General features: G+C 59.1%; 11 protein-coding genes. 3 read left to right on the plus strand and 8 right to left on the minus strand.

Going from position 1 to position 18,347, the window contains the following annotated elements; all coding sequences use genetic code 11:
* Positions 1-5: 5 nt before the first annotated feature.
* From AC6I6H_RS03950 to AC6I6H_RS03985, 8 genes are all read right to left on the minus strand, one after another.
* The gene (locus AC6I6H_RS03950) at positions 6-974 is read right to left on the minus strand and encodes an ABC transporter permease (RefSeq protein WP_497951575.1); all 969 of its coding nucleotides are present in this window, start codon (positions 972-974) and stop codon (positions 6-8) included.
* A 229-nt stretch (positions 975-1,203) separates the two neighbouring features.
* Entirely contained in the window at positions 1,204-2,766 is a 1,563-nt protein-coding gene (locus tag AC6I6H_RS03955) for a response regulator (protein ID WP_497951577.1), read from the minus strand.
* Positions 2,759-4,555: a sensor histidine kinase gene (locus tag AC6I6H_RS03960; RefSeq protein ID WP_497951579.1), complete on the minus strand. Its 1,797-nt coding sequence runs from the start codon at positions 4,553-4,555 to the stop codon at positions 2,759-2,761. The genes AC6I6H_RS03955 and AC6I6H_RS03960 overlap by 8 nt, the downstream gene beginning before the upstream one ends.
* 272 nt (positions 4,556-4,827) lie before the next feature.
* The gene (locus tag AC6I6H_RS03965; protein ID WP_497951581.1) at positions 4,828-7,725 is read right to left on the minus strand and encodes a glycoside hydrolase family 3 C-terminal domain-containing protein; all 2,898 of its coding nucleotides are present in this window, start codon (positions 7,723-7,725) and stop codon (positions 4,828-4,830) included.
* 144 nt (positions 7,726-7,869) lie between these two features.
* Positions 7,870-10,284, minus strand: a complete 2,415-nt coding sequence (locus AC6I6H_RS03970) for a glycoside hydrolase family 95 protein (RefSeq protein WP_497951583.1) — start codon at positions 10,282-10,284, stop codon at positions 7,870-7,872.
* 201 nt (positions 10,285-10,485) lie between these two features.
* A complete protein-coding gene (locus AC6I6H_RS03975; RefSeq protein ID WP_497951585.1) occupies positions 10,486-11,700 on the minus strand; it encodes a glycoside hydrolase family 130 protein in 1,215 nt (404 codons plus the stop codon).
* A 71-nt stretch (positions 11,701-11,771) separates the two neighbouring features.
* Positions 11,772-12,782 (minus strand): glycoside hydrolase family 130 protein, encoded by a 1,011-nt coding sequence (locus AC6I6H_RS03980; RefSeq protein ID WP_497951587.1) that lies wholly within the window; start codon positions 12,780-12,782, stop codon positions 11,772-11,774.
* A gap of 156 nt (positions 12,783-12,938) precedes the next feature.
* Positions 12,939-13,958: a substrate-binding domain-containing protein gene (locus AC6I6H_RS03985; protein ID WP_497951865.1), complete on the minus strand. Its 1,020-nt coding sequence runs from the start codon at positions 13,956-13,958 to the stop codon at positions 12,939-12,941.
* Positions 13,959-14,708: 750 nt separating this feature from the next.
* Here AC6I6H_RS03985 and qoxA point away from each other — a divergent pair.
* From qoxA to qoxC, 3 genes are all read left to right on the plus strand, one after another.
* The gene (gene qoxA, locus AC6I6H_RS03990; protein ID WP_497951589.1) at positions 14,709-15,710 is read left to right on the plus strand and encodes a cytochrome aa3 quinol oxidase subunit II; all 1,002 of its coding nucleotides are present in this window, start codon (positions 14,709-14,711) and stop codon (positions 15,708-15,710) included.
* A gap of 103 nt (positions 15,711-15,813) precedes the next feature.
* Entirely contained in the window at positions 15,814-17,757 is a 1,944-nt protein-coding gene (qoxB, locus tag AC6I6H_RS03995) for a cytochrome aa3 quinol oxidase subunit I (RefSeq protein WP_497951591.1), read from the plus strand.
* On the plus strand, positions 17,754-18,347 hold the full coding sequence (gene qoxC, locus AC6I6H_RS04000) for a cytochrome aa3 quinol oxidase subunit III (RefSeq protein WP_497951593.1): 594 nt from the start codon (positions 17,754-17,756) through the stop codon (positions 18,345-18,347). Before qoxB ends, qoxC begins: the two co-directional genes overlap by 4 nt.

The raw sequence follows: 18,347 nt of genomic DNA on the forward strand, positions 1-18,347 counted from the left end.
CCCCCTTAGATAACCGATTCTTTGGTGACTTTTTTGTAGATGCCGTTTGCCAGGAGCACCAGCGTAATGCCGACGACGGAGTTGAAGATGCCGATCGCGGTGCCGTAGGAATAACGGGTCATCCCGATCCCGTACTTGAGGGCGTACATCTCCAGCACCTGCGAATAATCGGTGACCATTTGGTTGGAGAGCAGGTACTGCTTCTCGAAGCCGATGCTGATCAGATTGCCGATGGACAAAATCAGAAGCACCATGAAGGTCGTGCGAATGCCCGGCAGGGTGATGTGCCACATCCGGCGGAACCGGTTGGCTCCGTCCACACGCGCCGCTTCATACAGCTCCGTATCGATTCCGGTCATGGCCGCCAGGAAGATGATCGAGTTCCAGCCGGTCTCTTTCCACATGTCGGCGCCGGTCACAATGTACCAAAACCAGTTGCCCTGCGACATGAACGAAATCGGCTTGTCGATGATGTTCAGCCACATCAGCAGGTCGTTGACCGTGCCGTTGTCCGTGGAAAGCAGCTTGTAGACAATCCCCGAAACGACGACCCACGAAACGAAGTGGGGCAGGTACGAAATCGTCTGGATCGACCGCTTGAATACTTTGCCCCGCAGCTCGTTCATCAACAAAGCGAAGATAACGGGAACCGTAAAGGAGACAATAAGCCCCAGGATGCTCATCGCAAGCGTATTGCGGAGGACCAGGTAAAAGGTTTCGTCCGTGAAAAGCTGGCGGAAGTTGTCGAGCCCCACCCATTTTTGCTCCAGAATCGAAACGCCCGGTCTCGGTTTATAGTTTTGGAACGCCATCAGCCAGCCCCAGATGGGCATGTAGCTGAAAATAATCAGCCAGATGACGAATGGCACCGACATAAAATAAAGATAACGCTGCTGGACCATTTTGCTCCAAAAGGAATGTTTCTTTCGGGTGATTTCCGGTTGCCCCACCTGTTCGGCCGGAAGCGATTTCATCTGGTTTCTCCCCTTCCTCTCTGTTGGTTTCATGATAACGAAATCGCTTCCAAGGAGATACCGTCTAAATCGATGCTAAAATCATATAAAAATAAGCGCTTTCATCCCCTCTATTTTTGACCTGATTTTGAAAGCTCCGCACGGAATCAAAACGGACAAGCCGCCGCTCCTGGGAGCGAAAGCTTGCCCGTTATTCTCCATTGCATACCGGCCGCAGCACCGGTGGACGTCATTCCTCGATCGGCCCCCGGACCGGTTTGGTTTTGTACGCGGAAGGCGATTGACCCGTATAACGCTTGAATTTGCTGTGAAAATAATCGACGTTGGCATACCCTACGCGGGCGGCAACCTGATGAACCTTCATCCCGCTTTGCAGCAGCTCAATGGAACGGTTGATCCGAATCCGGTCCAGGTACGTGTTAAAGTTTTCGCCGGTATAGTTTTTGATCAGCTTGCCCAGATAACCGCTGTTGTAATTGAACATTTCGGCCAGCGTTTCCAGCTTCAAATTGTCGCCGTAATGCTGCTCGATGAAATTCAGCACCTGCTTGATCGTCGGCACGTTGCTCTGCTTGCCCATTCTGTCCGCCAGCTCCGCCATTTGCTTCCCGACATCGGCGAGCAGCTCCGAAAACCGACGTTTGGCGAAAAGCTCCGGAATCCGCGCCAGGGCTTCCCGGATCGCTTCTTGATCCGTTTCCGGCCCGGAAGCCGAAAATTTGCCCAAGGCGTAGGTCAGGCAGCGCGCGAACGACGACTTGACGGCTTGCTCGGAGCCGATATGCGCCGCTATCCGCCGGCCCGCGTCCTCCACCGCCTCCAGCGCTTTCTGCCGGTTGCCGAGGTCGAGGGCGAAATACAATTTCTCGCCCAGCTGCTCCGGGTCAACCGCCTTTTCCTCTTCCGTTTCATCGGCCGGAAGGCGGCCCGCAGGGTGGAAACGGTGAAGCGCCGCCCCTTCCAGGAAGAACCGCTGCCTGAGCAGCCAGCGGGCTTCATCATAGGAGTGGCGGATCCGGCCGATGTCCGGAACGGCGCTTCCGGCTACCGCAAGCAAACCGTCCCCGTGACCGGACAGGGCGAGCAGCCGGCGGTACCAGGCTTCGGCGTCCCGGTCCGACGCGACCGGCTCCGCCAGCAAAACGGCCACGGCTCCTTCGGGAGTAAGCGTGGCGCATTCCCCGCCCAGCGCGTCCGCCAGCTCCGGAATCGTCATTTCCGGCATGCGGCTTTGGCCCGGCTCCGTCGTTTCCGACTCCAGAAGGACGATCTGCCACCCCGCCGGCGAGAAGCCGAATGCGTCCGCAAGCTCAGCTGTGCTTCGGGGCTCCGTTTCCCCGTCGAACAGCAGCGAATAAAACAATTTCTCCCGGTGAACGCGGCTGCCCATCTCGCGCACCTCCGCCAGCGCGGATTCCTCCGTCAGCACCCCGGCGAACCGGCGGATTTCCTGCTCCAGCTCCCGCTCGTCGACCGGCTTCAGGATGTACCCGCCCACCCGGGAGCCGATGGCCCTCTTGGCGTAACCAAAGTCGGCATACCCGCTCAAAATCAAAAAGTGGCAGTTCGCGTCCGCTTTGCGAATTTCTTCGATTAACTGAAGGCCGTCCATGCCCGGCATCCGGATGTCGACCACCATCAGATCGGGGGACAGCGCCGCGTGCTTCTCAAGCGCCTCGCGGCCGCTGGCCGCCGTGCCCGCCACCCGGAACCCCATGCCCTCCCAATCGACCAGCGTGCACAGGCCTTCGCGGATCGCCGGTTCATCGTCCACGATCATCACGTTAAACATGCTTCCGCCCTCCTGTCGGCAAAGTGAAAGAGACCGTCGTCCCGGCTTCGGGAGCGCTTTCGATGACAAGTCCGGCCGCTTCTCCGTAAATCAGCATCAGCCTCTGATGCACATTGCGCAGCCCGATCCGGTGCTCTTCGTTGTCGTCTGTATCGGCCAGCCCGCGCCGGATCTGATCCATTTTGGCGGGCGTGATTCCGATCCCGTTGTCGCTCACGCCTATTTTAATGCAATCCTCCATTCTTTCGGCATAAATCCGCAATTTCCCTCCCGATTCACGTTCTTCCAGCCCGTGAATGACGGCATTTTCGACCAAAGGCTGCAAAATCAGCGGGGGAATGAGAAACCCGAGGACCTGGGGATCGACGGCCAGCTCGTATTCAAGCCGTTCGCCGCCATAACGGAAGCGCTGGATTTCCAGGTAACAGCGGATGACTTCGATTTCATCCTCCAGCGTGACTTCTTTCGCCCCTACCTCCAGATTTTTGCGGATCAGCTTGCCCAGGTGCCGGACAATCGACGCGATCTCCGTCTCGCCTTTGAGATGCATTCTCATGCGGATCGATTCCAGGGCGTTGAACAGAAAATGCGGATTGATCTGGCTGGCCAGCATCTTCAGCTTGATATCCTTTTGCCGGAGCACCAGCCGGTTTTTTTGCTCGTTGCTTTCCCGCACCTCGTCCATCAGGCTTCGGATGCTGCGCACCATATAGTTGTACTGCTTGGCGAGCATGCCGATTTCGTCGCTCCCGTCGATGTCCAGGGTGGAATGAAAGTCCCCGAGCGCCGCTTTGTTCAGCGATTTGTTCAGCTGCAAGAGCCGTTTGGACAAGAAGGAAGCAAACAAATAAATCAGAACGATTGACAGCAGCAAAGCCGCAAACATCAGCGTCAGCCCTTCCCGCATCGTTTCGTTAGCGGGCGCAACAATGCTGGCAATGGAAAAAACGGACACAATTTTCAGCCCGTCGTTGGTGGAAGCCGGCAGCACCTCCTCTACCACAATCTTGGACCGGCGTCCGTTGAAGTCCTGCTCGTAGGTGCCCGCCGGCTTGTCCGCCAAAGGGATGTCGAAGTCGATGGAATCGATGTTTTTGCCGATGTAGGCGGTATCCTTGGCCGTGATAATGCGGCCCCGCGCGTCAAAAAGAAACGACTCAAACGGCTCCTGGCTGACAATCGCGTTGATTCCCTCCGGTTTGAGCGCAATAACCATCACGCCGCTTTTCCCCGATTTGAGAAAAATTTTGCGCACCAGGCTAAAGCTTTCGGCATTGTTTTTCGTTTCGTCGGGAATCAGGTACCAGCTGATCCGGTTCGTCTGGCTCTCCATCGTCTCGCGGTACCAATTCGACATTTTTACGGTTTCGTCCGGCTGGATGAATTCCCAGTTGTTGATCAGCGTCGGATTCTCGAAGTACAGGCGGATGCTCTGAATTTCGGTAAACAACCGCTGGTATTCGGATATATCCTTGTAATCAAGGTAGGCCTGAACCACCTCCGAGTACGTGCGGAAATCCGTGCTGCCGATGGCGTCGACCGCGGGATCGATCATGAGCTTGGATGAAATATCAATAGGCAATCGTACAATTTCAAGAGCGCGGCGCTCGATTTTCTCTACATTGTTTTTCGTTTGCTGAAGGGCATCGTCCATCACGGTCTGGCGGAATTTGGCGGTCAGATAGCCCCCGACGAGAAGAACGGGCACAAACACAACGATGACCAGAAAAAGGATCAGCTTGTGCTTGATCTTCATGTTATTCGTTTTTTCAACCAGCGAGCGGAGCACGCGGATCCCCTCTTTCTTATGCGTAAGCGGTTACATATCGGATAAACGGACAGGTCTCTCCATTATAAAAGAAAACGCCCGGCCGGCAAGCAGAAAATACCGCCAGTTCTCAGGTGCGCAATAATAAACGCTCGTCAGGTATGGAAAAAACCTGGCGCCCGGGACGGTTTCGTCCATGGAGCGCCAGGTTCTTTTGTTGCGGGCGGACCGCAGCCATGCAGCTGGATCGGCGGCGCCGGGCCCCACGGAAGCGGCGCCCGATGCCGCAGGTATTAAGCGAGGAAGCGAAAGGAGACCAGGCTGGCTCCTCCCGTCAGGCCGATCCAGAGGCTGCGCGTCCCGGCGGGCGGCTCGGCGGCGGCCGAAACGGACGACCAATCCGGAGCGGAGAGCGGCAGCCCGGCAAGAAGCTCGCCGTCCGGTCCGTCCAGCCGAAGCTCCAGCGCCGCGCCGGGCGAACCGCCCGCGGCTTCCGCCTCGAACGTGCGGAACGAGCCGGCGGAAAAGGCCATGTCGTCAAAGCGCAGCCAGCCTTCGCTCCCGCTGGAGCGGATGCAGGTGCCGCCTGCCGGATGCTCGTCCAGGTAAACGCCCGCAGAGGCGTCGTAATTGACCGCGCGGATGGTCTGTGCCGGATCGCGGGGCGGGATGGTTTCCCCCGCAAGCGCCAGCTCCGCGCTCAGACGAATGTCTGCCGAGGAACGGCCGACCAGGAAGCGGTACATGCCTTTTTCCAGGCAGAACCGGTCGCGGGTAACATCCCATACGGCCAATTCCGCCGCCGGAACCGCAAACCGGACGGTCGTCCGTTCTCCCGCCTTCAAATGCAGGCGGCGGAACGCCTTCAGCTGTTTGAGCGGGCGAACCACGCGCGAGCCTTCGACGCGGACATACAGCTGGGCGACCTCTTCCCCGTCCCGCTTCCCGGTGTTGACCAGCTCGAAGCTGACCACCGCTTCGCCCTTCGCCAAATCGTCCGGCGCTTCCACCCGGAGGTTTTCATAAGCGAATTCGGCGTAGGTCAGGCCGTGGCCAAACGGATACAGCGGCGTCCCTTCAAAATACTGATAAGTCCGTTTGCTCTGAATGATGTCGTAGTCCATAATCGGCGGAAGCTCGGCTTCCGTGCGGTGCCAGGTCATGTTGAGCCGGCCGGCCGGGGCGGCGTCGCCAAACAGCACATCCGCCACCGCGTTGCCGAGTTCTTGCCCGGCATGCGCCAGATAAACGATCGACGGGACTACCGTCTCCAGCCCGTTCAAGGCGAACGGATAGCTGCCGACAATGACGACGACGGTGTTGGGATTCACCTTCGCTACCTCGCGGATCAGGCGCTCCTGCGATTCCGCCAGCGAAAGGCCCGGCCGGTCGATCTCCTCCTTGCCGTTGATCAGGGGGTTATTGCCGACAATAACGATTGCCGCGTCCGCTCCCTTCGCAGCGGAGACCGCCTCTCCGAGACCGTCGGTCACCGTTTCCAATACAAATTCCGAAGCTCCCCCGGCAATACCCGGACGCTCGGCGTTCCGCTGCGCCGCGGCGGCTTCTTCCGCCGAAGGCGGTCCGCCCAGCGAGGAAATCGCTTTGGCCTCTCCGGCCGCCACAAGACCGGCGGAGCCATCGTCCGCTACAGCGACCCGTCTGCCGTTCCAGGTCTCGATGCCGGTCCGGCTGCCCGGCAGGCTCCGCAGGCGGAACACTTCCTTGACAAACCAGCCGAACGCTTCGTCGGAGGAAGCGGCCATGTTGACGTCATCCGTGCTGTTGACGAACTTGCCGGCCTTCGTCTGGAGGGTATAGCTGTTCCAGCCCCAGTCCGTCAGGGTGAACACCTCTCCTTGACCGGCGGGCGCGTCCGCGGTAAGCATCGCTTTCTCTCCGGCCACCCGGACGCTGCGGCCGTCCGCTGCGGAAGCGAGGGTGATCCGGTCGCTGCCGTCCGCAAAAGTCACCTGCTTGCCCGCCAGCTTGGCGCGGATCGCCTCAAGCGGCGTCACCTTGTAGGGCAGGGAGCCCGAATACCAGTCGCGGAACACGACGTCCGCAAGCGGCCCGACAACGGCCACTTTGCTCAAAGCGTTGCGGTCAAGCGGGAGAACCTGTCGGTCGTTCTTGAGCAAAACCGCCGACTTTCGGGCCGCTTCGCGGGAGAGCTCCCCGTGCGCCGCGCTCATCAGCACCGAGTCCGGAATCGCGGCATATGGGTTGCGCTCCTCCGGGTCGAACTCGCCGAGGCGGAACCGGACGCGGAAGGTATTAAAAAGCGCCTTGTCCAGGTCGGCTTCGGTCAGCAGCCCGGACGCCAGCGCATCGCGGATGCCCGCGGTGCAGATGTCGTGATCGTCCGTGAGGCTGTCGATGCCCGCCTTGACGGTTTCCGCCAGCGCATCCGCATAATTGTCGCGGTAGCCGTGGTCGCGCACAATGCCGACGACGTCGCCTGCGTCGCTGACGACAAACCCGTCCATGCCCCATTCGTCCTTGACTACCTTCTGCACATCCTCGTGCAGGATGGCGGGCGTGCCGTTGATCGAATTGTAAGCGGTCATCATGGATTTGGCGCCGCCTTTGACAAACGCCGGTTTAAAAGCCGCCTCGTAATATTCCTTCATGTTGCGCGGGTCGATCGACGACGAGCAGCTGCCGCGCTTCACTTCGTTGTTGTTGCCGAGAAAATGCTTGAGCGTGGCGACCGCCTTCAGGTAGACCGGATGGTCGCCCTGGATGCCCTGTACGAGAGCCGCCGTCAATTCGCCGGTCAAGGCCGGGTCCTCGCCATAGGCCTCCTCCGTCCGTCCCCAGCGGGGATCTCGCTCCATGTCGACGGTCGGCGCCCACAGCGTCAGGCCGTTGACCGCCGGGTTGCGGCGGAAAAACACCCGCGCTTCATCCCCGATGGCCGAACCGACGCGGCGCAGCAGGTCCTCGTCCCAGGTGCATGCCAGGCCGAACGGCTGCGGAAACGACGTCGCCTCGCCCAGCCAGGCGATTCCGTGCGCCGCTTCCGTGCCGTGCTTGTACGGCTTGACGCCCAGCCGTTCGACCGCCGGCTGGTACTGCATCATAAGCTCGATTTTTTCTTCCAGCGTAAACTTCGAGACCAGATCGCGGACACGCTCGTCCAGCGGCAGGTCCGGATTTTCAAACCGGTGAGGTTTCTGCGTTGTCATGATGTGCTCCTTTTGCGGGATTTTGTTGTTAAGTGTAACCGGTGCCGTGCCGAAAGAAAACCCTTACAATCAGAGACAATATCCCCTCAAAACTTCAGATGCGGCGATAACGGCCCTCCCGGTCCGCACCGGACCGGACCGTTTTTAAACGGGCCGGACCGTGCAGGTTTCTCCGGCGCCCAGCGCGACCATGAGAACGTTTGCCGCCTCCCGGCCGGCAAGCGGCTCCCGCTTGTCCGCTGCGGCGCCTTCCTTTGCCGCCGGACCGCCTCCGGCTTCCAGGGGATGGACATAGCCGATCCGGCAAACGCCTTCGCTTGCGGCGGTGATCCGGGCTTCCGTCAGCGCGCCGTTCTCCCAAACGATGTCAACCGTATAGCCGCCGCGCGCCTTCAACCCGCTTACCCGGCCGCTTCGCCACTCTTCCGGCAATGCCGGCAGCAGCTCCAGGAAATCCGGCTCGCTCTGGAGCAGGCATTCGCCGATGCCGGCCGCGCCGCCCAGGTTCCCGTCGATCTGGAACGGCGGATGGGCGTCGAACAGGTTCGGATAGGTCGACCGGGCAAGCAGCGTACGGACGTACCGGTAGGCCTCCCCCCCATCCTTCAGCCGGGCGAACAGATTGATCAGCCACGCGCAGCTCCAGCCCGTGTGGCCGCCGCCGTTGGCGATGCGGAACTCGAGGGACCTGCGGCAGGCTTCCGCCAGCTCCGGTGTCCGGTCCGCCCGGATTTCCCGGCCCGGGTACAGGGCGTACAGATGCGAAACATGCCGGTGGCCCGGTTCGCTCTCCGCATAATCGCGCGACCATTCCGCGATGCGTCCGTCGGGCGCGATGCGCGGCGCGGGAATGCGGGCAAGCGCGGCGGCCGCCTCCTGCCGCCATTCGTCGTCCACGCCCAATGTCTCGGACGCTTCCACGCAGAGGGCCAGCAGGTTGCGGATGATGGACAGGTCCATCGTCGTTCCGGCGGAAACGCTGCTTTTCCCGCCGTTCTCCGTTCGAAAAAGATTCTCCGGAGTAGTCGACGGGCTGGTGGTCAGCGTTCCTTCGGGCGTCTCCACCAGCCAGTCCAGACAGAACTCGGCTGCGCCTTTCATCACCGGATAGGCCCGGTCCCGGAGGAAGGCCTTGTCCCCGGTAAACGCGTAACGCTCCCAGAGATGGGTCGCCAGCCAGGCTCCGCCGAGCGGCCAGAACGCCCAGCTTGGCGAGCCCCCGGTCGGCGTGGACATCCGCCACAGGTCGACGTTGTGATGCGCGGTCCAGCCCCGGCAGTCGTAATGCACTGCCGCCGTGCGGGCGCCCGTAACGCTGAGCTCCTCCAGCATGTCAAAAAGCGGCTCGTGGCATTCGCTCAGGTTGGCGGACTCGGCCAGCCAATAATTCATCTGCGTGTTGATGTTGATCGTGTAATCGCTGTGCCAGGGCGGCTCGACCTGGTGGTTCCAGATTCCCTGCAGGTTGGCCGGTTGCGTGCCCGGCCGCGAGCAGGAAATCAGCAGATAGCGGCCGTATTGGTAATAGAGCGCTTCCAGGCCGGGGTCCGCCGCCCCCTGCTTGTATGCTTCCAGCCGCTCGTCCGTCCAGCCGGGCGGCTCGCCCGCCGCGCCCGGCTTGCCGGTTAGCAGCAGCTCCACCCGCCGGAACAGCGCCCGGTGACCGGCGGCGTGGCGTTCGCGCAGCGCCGCGTATCCGAGCTTTGCCGCCTCCGCAAGCCGCTGCCGGTTTGCCTCATCCAGCCGCTCCCGGTCCGGCTTCGGCTCCCTGTTGAAGCCGGCGAAGCTCGAGGCTGCCGCCAGCAGGAAAACCGCCTCCTGCGCTCCATCGATGCGGATGCGCCTCGATGCGCCGGCGTGTGCCGGCCGGCCGTCCGCGAAGGCTGCCAGCCGGACCTGAAAATGCACCCCTTTTCCCTTCTCGTAACGAACCGGGCGGGGATGGTCTCCCATCCAGTTATCGGCCACGTGAACGGGACATTGGCCGTTCAGCGCCGCCAGTCCTTCTTCGTCGCCCTCTACCGTGTGCTGCAGCAGGGATTCCAGGGAAGCCTCCAGCCGCAGCATTCCTCCGTCGGCCGCGCGGTAACGGACGCACAGCACCTGTTCGGATGCGCTTACAAAAGCGGTCCGCTCGAAGGCCGCCCCGCCGATCCGGTAGCGTGCGGAAGCGACCGCCTCGTCCAGATCGAGCGCACGCTCGTATTCCTGCGGTTCGCCGCCGTTCAGCTCTTCCACGATAAGATCCGCCATCGGCTGATAGGATTGGCAGTCCGTTCCCAGCATGCGGTCGCGGATCAGCTCCTCGGCTTCCTCATACCGTCCTTCGGCGATCAGCTCGCGCGACCGCTTCAAATGGCGCAGCGCCTCGTAATTGTTCGTATCGCGCGGATACCCCGACCACAGCGTGTCTTCATTCAACTGAAACCGTTCCCGCGGGAAACCACCGAATACCATGGCGCCCATTCTTCCGTTCCCCAGAGGCAGCGCCTCTTCCCAGATGCCGGCCGGTCTGCCGTATCGCAGCGTCAGCGGCCGTTCTTGCCCGGCGTCCTTCATCCGATCATCCCTCCCGTTTGAGCCCTTCCGCATTTTCCCGGCTATCTTAACACGGAAGCAGCCGGGTTTCCATCCCCGATTTCCAGACGATGAACCGGCTGTCCCGCCATGCGGCTTGCCTAAAGAAAAAACCGGCGCCTCGATGGCGCCGGTTCCGGCGGGTTATGCTTAATGCAAACCCGCACGATGGCCAGCCGCAAATCAGCCCTTCCGTTTCAGGAAGCTGTACTCGGGGCGGTCCAGAATCTCCAGGTTGCGCTTGATCAGTTCGTTGCGCTGCTGGACGCACGCATAGGAGCGAAGCGGGTCCTCCGGCGTATTCAGGCAGTAGTCCACCAGCTTCTCGACGGTTGTCTTGGCGACATGGCAGCGGGTGTCGGAGGAAGCGTAGTACAGCAGAACGTCCCCGTTTTCCCGTACAACCAGACCGTTCGTGAATACAACGTTGGACACGTCGCCGACGCGTTCTTCGCCTTCCGGCGCGATCAGATGGCCGCCCGGGGAATGAATGACTTTGTTCGGTTCCTTCAGGTCGGTCATGAACGCGTAGATGACATAGCGCAGGCCGGCAGCCGTGTTCCGGACGCCGTGCGCGATGTGCAGCCAGCCTTTGTCCGTTTTGATCGGAGCCGGGCCTTGGCCGTTCTTGACTTCCTTGATGGTGTGGTAAATTTTCTCGTCAACGATCGTCTCGTGGTCGATGACGGCGTTTTCGATGCTGTCGGACAAGCCCCAGCCGATGCCGCCGCCCGAGCCCGCTTCGATAAAGCCGTCTTGCGGACGGGTATAAAACGCATATTTGCCGTTCACGAACTCCGGATGCAGCACGACGTTCCGCTGCTGCGGCGACGGCGTTTTGAGATCGGCCAGGCGCTCCCAGGTTTTCAGGTCTTTCGTCCGGGCGATGCCGCATTGGGCCGTCGCGCTGGAGGTGTCGCCGTGCGGAGCGTTCGGGTCTTTGCGTTCGGTGCAGAAAAGACCGTAAATCCAGCCGTCTTCATGCTTCACCAGACGCATGTCGTATACATTCACGTCCGGGATCTCGGTTTCCGGCATTACGATCGGGTAATCCCAGAAGCGGAAGCCTTCTGTTCCGTTATCGCTTTCCGCTACGGCGAAAAACGATTTGCGGTCGTTGCCTTCCGTGCGAACAATCAGATAGACCTTTCCGTCCAGCTCGATCGCGCCCGGGTTCAGCGTTGCGTTGACGCCGATGCGCTCCATCAGGTGCGGGTTCGTATCCGGGTTCAGGTCATAGCGCCAGAACAGCGGCGCATGCTCGGCCGTTACGACGGGATAGGTGTAGCGGTCGTAAATGCCGTTGCTTTTATCGGCGACCGGGTTCGGGCGGTTGACCAGCTTTTCGTGGTCCGCGGCCAGCTTGGCAAGCCGTTCGAAAAATTTCTCGTTGCTCATGTTCGGTTGGACACACCTTTCGCATAGGTTATACGGAGTCCGCGGCGCGAACGCCGCGGACCGGACAAGTCTTAACGGTAGATTTCAGCGTCTCCCGGAACGAGCTCGGAGTTGTTCTTGATGTACTCCACCAGTTCATCGCGGTTGGTGTAAGCCAGGGCCAGATACGTATCGGCCGCTCCGTAGTAGATGGCGATCCGGCCGGTAGCCGCATCGTGCAGCGCGGCGCATGGGAACGCGACGTTCGGAACGAAACCGGTCGTTTCGTACGGTTTTTCCGGCGTAAGCAGGTAGTCGCGGGTGCGGTAAAGCACCTTCGACGGCTGCTCCAGGTCAAGAATTGCAGCGCCCATGCTGTACACGAAGCCGTTGCAGGTTGTCGATACGCCGTGGTAGAACAGCAGCCAGCCTTCGGAGGTTTCGATCGGCGTCGGGCCGGCGCCGATTTTCACGCCTTGCCACCAGCCGGAGCCGCCTTTGGTCATGACGCGGCGGTGTTTGCCCCAGTAGGTGAGGTCCGGGCTTTCGCTGACGAACACGTCGCCGAAAGGCGTGTGGCCGCTGTCGCTCGGACGGCTCAGGAGCAAATAGTTGCCGCCGACTTTGCGCGGGAACAGAACGCCGTTGCGGTTAAACGGAATAAACGGGTTTTCCAGGCGCGTAAACGTTTTGAAGTCCTTCGTTTTGCCGAAGCCGAGGGAAGCGCCGCCGAAGTCCGTGCACCATACCATGTAGTAGGTGTCGTCGATCTTGACCAGGCGGGGGTCGTAAGCATAGCCCGGCTGATACGGTTCGCCCTGCTCGTCAACCCATTGGATTTCTTCGTTTTCGATGTCCCATTTCAGGCCGTCTTTGCTCCAGCCCAGGTGGATGTGAGCGCGGCCGTTCTTGTGGTCGGCGCGGAAAATGCCCACAAAACCGTCTTCATAAGGAAGAACGGCGCTGTTGTAAATGCGGGCCGTCTTCGGAGTCGGGTTCCAGTCGATGAGGGGGTTGTTCGTATGGCGCCAGACGACGGACGAATCGTTCGCCGGCCGGTCCTGCCAAGGGATGTTCGGGATGTTGATGTTGGATTGCGTCAAAATAATTGCCTCCTTAGGTGGGATAAAAACGCTCGCTTGCCCGTTCCTTCCGCATTCACCCTCAGTAGGTTGCCCGGAAGGACGCGGAGGAATGTGTTAAGTTACCGATAAAGTTACGTTACAAGTTTAACTTGTCTGCGCTTTCACGTCAATCCCCTAGGTGCGGGTCTTTTGCGGAGCGGCGGCCGAATCGCGCACGATCAGCTTTCCTTTGACCAGGATGCGGCCATAGCCGGCGCTTTTGCTTTTGATTTTCTTCAGCACCGCCTTGACTCCGGCCGCCGCCATTTCCGGCATATTCACTTCAACGGTGGTCAAATGAGGCTTCGCGAGCCGGGAAAACAAATCGTTGTCGAACCCTACGACCGAGCAGTCCTCCGGCACCCGGTGCCCCTGGCGGCCAAGCTGGGCGATCAAATTGTAAGCCACCTGGTCGCAGTTGCAGACAAAGGCCGTCGGCATGCGCTCCGGGAGGGCGATTTCAATGAAACGGCCCTTTTCATCCCGGTCTTTGATCACATAGTCCTCCCGCAGCGCCAGGCGATGCTCGAGCAACGACTTGTAATAGCCGAGAAAACGGTCCTGTATGCTGCTGGTTGAATCCAGACTTCCGACATAAGCGATGTCCCGGTGCCCCTGGCGGATCAAATAGTTCGTCATCTCGTACATACCGTAAAAATTATCGGTAATGACGCAGTCCACGGCATGGCGGTCGGTGTAAAAATCAAGCAGCACAATGGCGGCTTCGCTTTGCTCCAGCGCCTCCAGATAGTCGTCCGCCACCTGGCCGAGAACAATGAAGCCGTCGACCTTCCGCTCATGGTAAATGCGGGGGAGCATCAGCCGCTCCTCATCCTCGGCGGAAAGAATGTGAAGGATGGCGGAATATTTGTATTCCTCGGCCGCCTTTGAAATATGCTCGAAAAACTGCAAATAAAACGACTGGGAAAGCCCCGTATACCGTTCCGCGACGATAATCCCCAAGTTATAGGAAAGGCCTTCCCGCATCGACTTGGCGACAAGGTTCATGCGGTATCCCATCTCGGAGGCGACCTGCTTGATCTTTTCCTTCAGTTCTTCGCTTACGCCCTCCTTGTCGCCCAGGGCTTTCGAGACGGTAACGCTGCTGACGCCAAGCTTTTCTGCGATATCGCGCATGGTAACGCTTTGCTTCATCCGCAATTCCAGCCTTCCTTTTGTTACTTTGTAACTTAATCGATAAACCTATTGATCCTCATAGTAAAGGAGCTTCGTAAGCCTGTCAACCTGTGCCGGCCGGCGCTTCCGCCGTTCAGCCGGCTTCCGCAGCTTCCCGAATCGGGCGTTTTGAAAGGACGCGACAAACAGGCCGACCCGGCCCCCTGCCCATTCGTCCTCTTGTTTCGGAAACGGTTTCGCGGGGTAAAAGGTTTTGTGCGTTCTGCGGATTCGGCTTAAGTATGGAAGGCCAAGTTCATTTGTTCACATTTTGTTCACATTTCACATAATGTTCACAATTGACGTAACTTTGTACGAGAACCGGGAGTACATACTGCGTGACCGCTCCTCTCCCGCGAGTCCGGCGTTTCTGTTCCTTCCTCTATAAGCCGTGATAAATCCGCCATTTTTACGCACACAACAGTGATTATCATCACTTATCCCAATGCTGTAATTGTCTCTATGCCGGCTGTCTTGCACCCTGCTTTGCGACGTGTTCACCGCTCTTTTTTGAGAAGGAAATAGCCTGACAACCCCCGAAAAACCCTTGATATTCCAAGGTTTTTCGAGGTTTTGCTCGCATGCCTCTGCGGGTGGCGATCCTTGCCACCGATTCCAAACAATAAAGTTGTTTTCCTTCCGGACAATCGCTAAGATAGTGTAAGATAATAATTGATCTAATCTGGCTATGAGATTAATCACTGATTTCTTCAAGGAAAGGGGTTCCGTATGAAAAAGAGAGGGACTTTGCTCGGACTGCTTGCGGGGCTGGCGATCCTGCTGGCGGGCTGCGAATCGCCGCTCACGGTTTTGGACCCGAAAGGGCCCATGGCCAAAACGCAATCGGAGACCATCATCTTCTCGATCCTGATGATGATCGGCGTTCTGGTTGTTGTCTATGTCTTATATGTGTTTATGCTTGTGAAATACCGTGCGACGAAAAAGAATGAAGGCTACGAGCCTCCCCACGATGAAGGCAACAAGTGGCTGGAGCTGATCTGGACGCTGATTCCGGTCGCCATCGTCGCCGTTCTTTCCGTCGTGACGGTGCGCACCACGGTGGCCGTGGAGAAACCGCCGGTCGGCTACGAAAATCAGGAGCCGCTGGTCATCTACGCCGCGTCCTCCAACTGGAAATGGCATTTCTCTTACCCGGAGCAAGGCATCGAGACGGTCAACTACCTGCGCGTTCCGGTTAACCGGCCGCTCGAATTCCGCCTGTACTCCTACGGTCCGATCACCAGCTTCTGGATTCCGCAGCTGGGCGGGCAAAAATACGCCATGAGCGACCACATCACGACGCTGCATCTTGCGGCGGACCATGCCGGCTCGTACATGGGCCGAAACTCCAACTTCAGCGGCGAGGGCTACGCGCATATGGAATTTGAAACCCTGGCCGTCACCGAAGACGAGTTTAACGAATGGGTCGACGAGGTGAAGACGAACGAGCCGGCGCTGACCGAAGACGAATTCGAAACGCTGCTCGCCACCGCTCACGTCGGCACCAAGAGCTACTCCACCACCCATCTTGATTTTGCCCCCGCTCCGCTCTCGCATAGCGAGCATCACAGCGGCACGGAGCATGAGCACAGCGACATTAAACCTTCGCCGGCCCCTTCGGACCGGACGGAATTCGACGCGGAGCCCGACACGAGCCCGACGCCGACGCCGCCCGACACCGGTGTGGACGCAAGTCCGTCCGACGAGCATGCGGGCCACGAAGGCCACTGATCCGCCGGACTGCCGGCGGGTCCGTTAAAACCGGCAAGCATGCGGCGGCCTACGCATGGCCGCCGTCCGCATAGAGCCTCTATCCGAAAGGAGAACTACCCTGATGAAATGGGACGAATTTTTCGTTACCGGCGAACCGCTGATCTACGGGGCGATGGTCATGATCGCACTGACCTCCATCGCCATCGTGGCCGGTTTGACCTATTTTAAAAAATGGGGCTGGCTGTGGAGAGAATGGCTGACGACCGTCGACCACAAGAAAATCGGCGTCATGTACGTGCTCTCCGCCCTGCTGATGCTGTTCCGCGGCGGCGTGGACGCCATTATGATGCGGATGCAGACGGCCATTCCCGAGAATACCTTCCTGGATTCGCAGCATTACAATGAAGTTTTCACAACGCACGGCGTTATTATGATTCTTTTCATGGCGATGCCGTTTATCATCGGTCTGATGAACATCGTCGTTCCGCTTCAAATCGGCGCGCGCGACGTCGCGTTCCCGTACCTGAACGCGGTAAGCTTCTGGCTGTTCTTTGCCGGAGCGATGCTGTTCAACATCTCGTTTGTCATCGGCGGGTCTCCGGACGCCGGCTGGTCCGCGTACTTCCCGCTCGCCAGCATTGAATTCAGCCCGACCGTCGGCAATAACTATTACGCGCTTGCCCTGCAGATCTCCGGTCTCGGCACCCTGATGACCGGGATCAACTTCATCGCAACCATCATCAAGATGCGCGCGCCGGGCATGAAGCTGATGGATATGCCGATGTTTACCTGGTCGACGCTGATCACTTGCGTCATTATTATTTTCGCCTTCCCGGTCCTGACCATCGCGCTGCTGCTGATGACCTTCGACCGCTTGTTCGGCGCTTCCTTCTTCACCATGGACAACGGCGGGCTGGATATGCTCTGGGCCAACCTGTTCTGGGTTTGGGGCCATCCCGAGGTGTATATCGTCGTGCTCCCGGCATTCGGGATTTACAGCGACATCATTTCGACCTTTGCCCGCAAGAATCTATACGGCTACAAATCGATGGTTGTCAGTATGGTGGCCATCTCGCTTCTGTCCTTTGTCGTCTGGGCGCACCACTTCTATACGATGGGACAAAACGCTTCGGTTAACGGCTTCTTCTCGATCACGACCATGGCGATCGCCGTTCCGACGGGCGTCAAGATATTCAACTGGCTGTTTACCCTGCATAAAGGGCGAATACGATTTACCGTTCCGATGCTGTACTCCATGGCGTTCATTCCGATCTTTACGATCGGCGGCGTCACCGGCGTTATGCTGGCGATGGCGAGCGCCGACTACCAGTATCACAACACAATGTTCCTGGTCGCTCACTTCCACTACGTGCTGATTCCCGGCGTCGTCTTCGGGGTTGTGGCCGGATTCTACTACTGGTTCCCGAAAATTTTCGGATTCCGGCTGGATGAAAAATGGGGCAGACGGGCATTCTGGACGCTGGCGATCTCCTTTAACGTCACGTTCATGCCGATGTTCTTCCTCGGCCTGGACGGCATGACGCGCCGGATGTACACCTATTCCGAGGAATCGGGCTTCGGGCCGCTGAACATGCTGTCCGCGGTGGGCGCCCTCGGCATGGCCGCAGGCTTCCTGCTTCTCGTCTACAACATCTACTGGAGCTTCCGTTACGCGCCGCGCGACACGACCGGCGATCCGTGGGATGCCCGCACGCTGGAATGGGCGACGCACAGCCCGGTGCCGGCTTACAACTTCGCGGTTCTGCCGAACGGAGCCGGACGCGACGCGTTCTGGTTTGCCAAGAAAAACAAAAAACCGCTCTTTACGGGCAAGGTGGAGCCGATCCATCTTCCCAACAACAGCGGCGTACCGTTTATTATGGGCATCGTCTTCTTCTTCCTTGGGTTCTTCATGGTCTTCAGCTGGTGGCCGGGCGCGGTCGTCATGGGCGTTTGCGTGCTTGCTCTGCTGGCATACCGCTCCTTTGAGCGCGACCACGGCTTCCACGTCTCCGTGAAGGAAATCAAGGAAACCGAGCAAAAATTGGGGGGTGACCCGGTATGAAGTCCGACAACTCCTTGCCGTTAGAGTACCGCACGGAAGAAAACAGCAACCGGATTCTCGGCTTCTGGCTGTTCCTGGGGGCGGAAATCGCTTTGTTCGCCACCCTGTTTACCGTCTACTTTGTCCTGCACAACCGGACCGCGGACGCGCCGGGAACGGAAATCTTCGAGCTTCCGGGCGTTCTTGCGGAAACGTTCCTGCTTCTGACCAGCAGCTTCACGATCGGGCTTGGCATCCATGCGATGCGGCTCGGTCTGAAGAAAGCGATGATGGCCTTCTTCACCATTACGATGCTGCTTGGCCTCGCCTTCCTTGGCGTTGAAATCTATGAATTCGTTACGTATGTGCATGAAGGGGCAACCCTGCCGGCGAGCGCGTTCCTGTCCGCCCTGTACACCCTGCTGGGCACGCACGGCGCGCACGTTACCTTCGGCCTTTTGTGGGGAAGCGTGATTATGATCCAGCTCAAACGGGAAGGGCTCACGGAAGCAACGGCCAACAAGTCGTTTATCTTCTCGCTTTACTGGCACTTCCTCGACGTGGTCTGGATTTTCATCTTCAGCTTCGTCTACCTGAAAGGAATGATGTGA

It is taken from the genome of Gorillibacterium sp. sgz306347 (assembly GCF_059735245.1).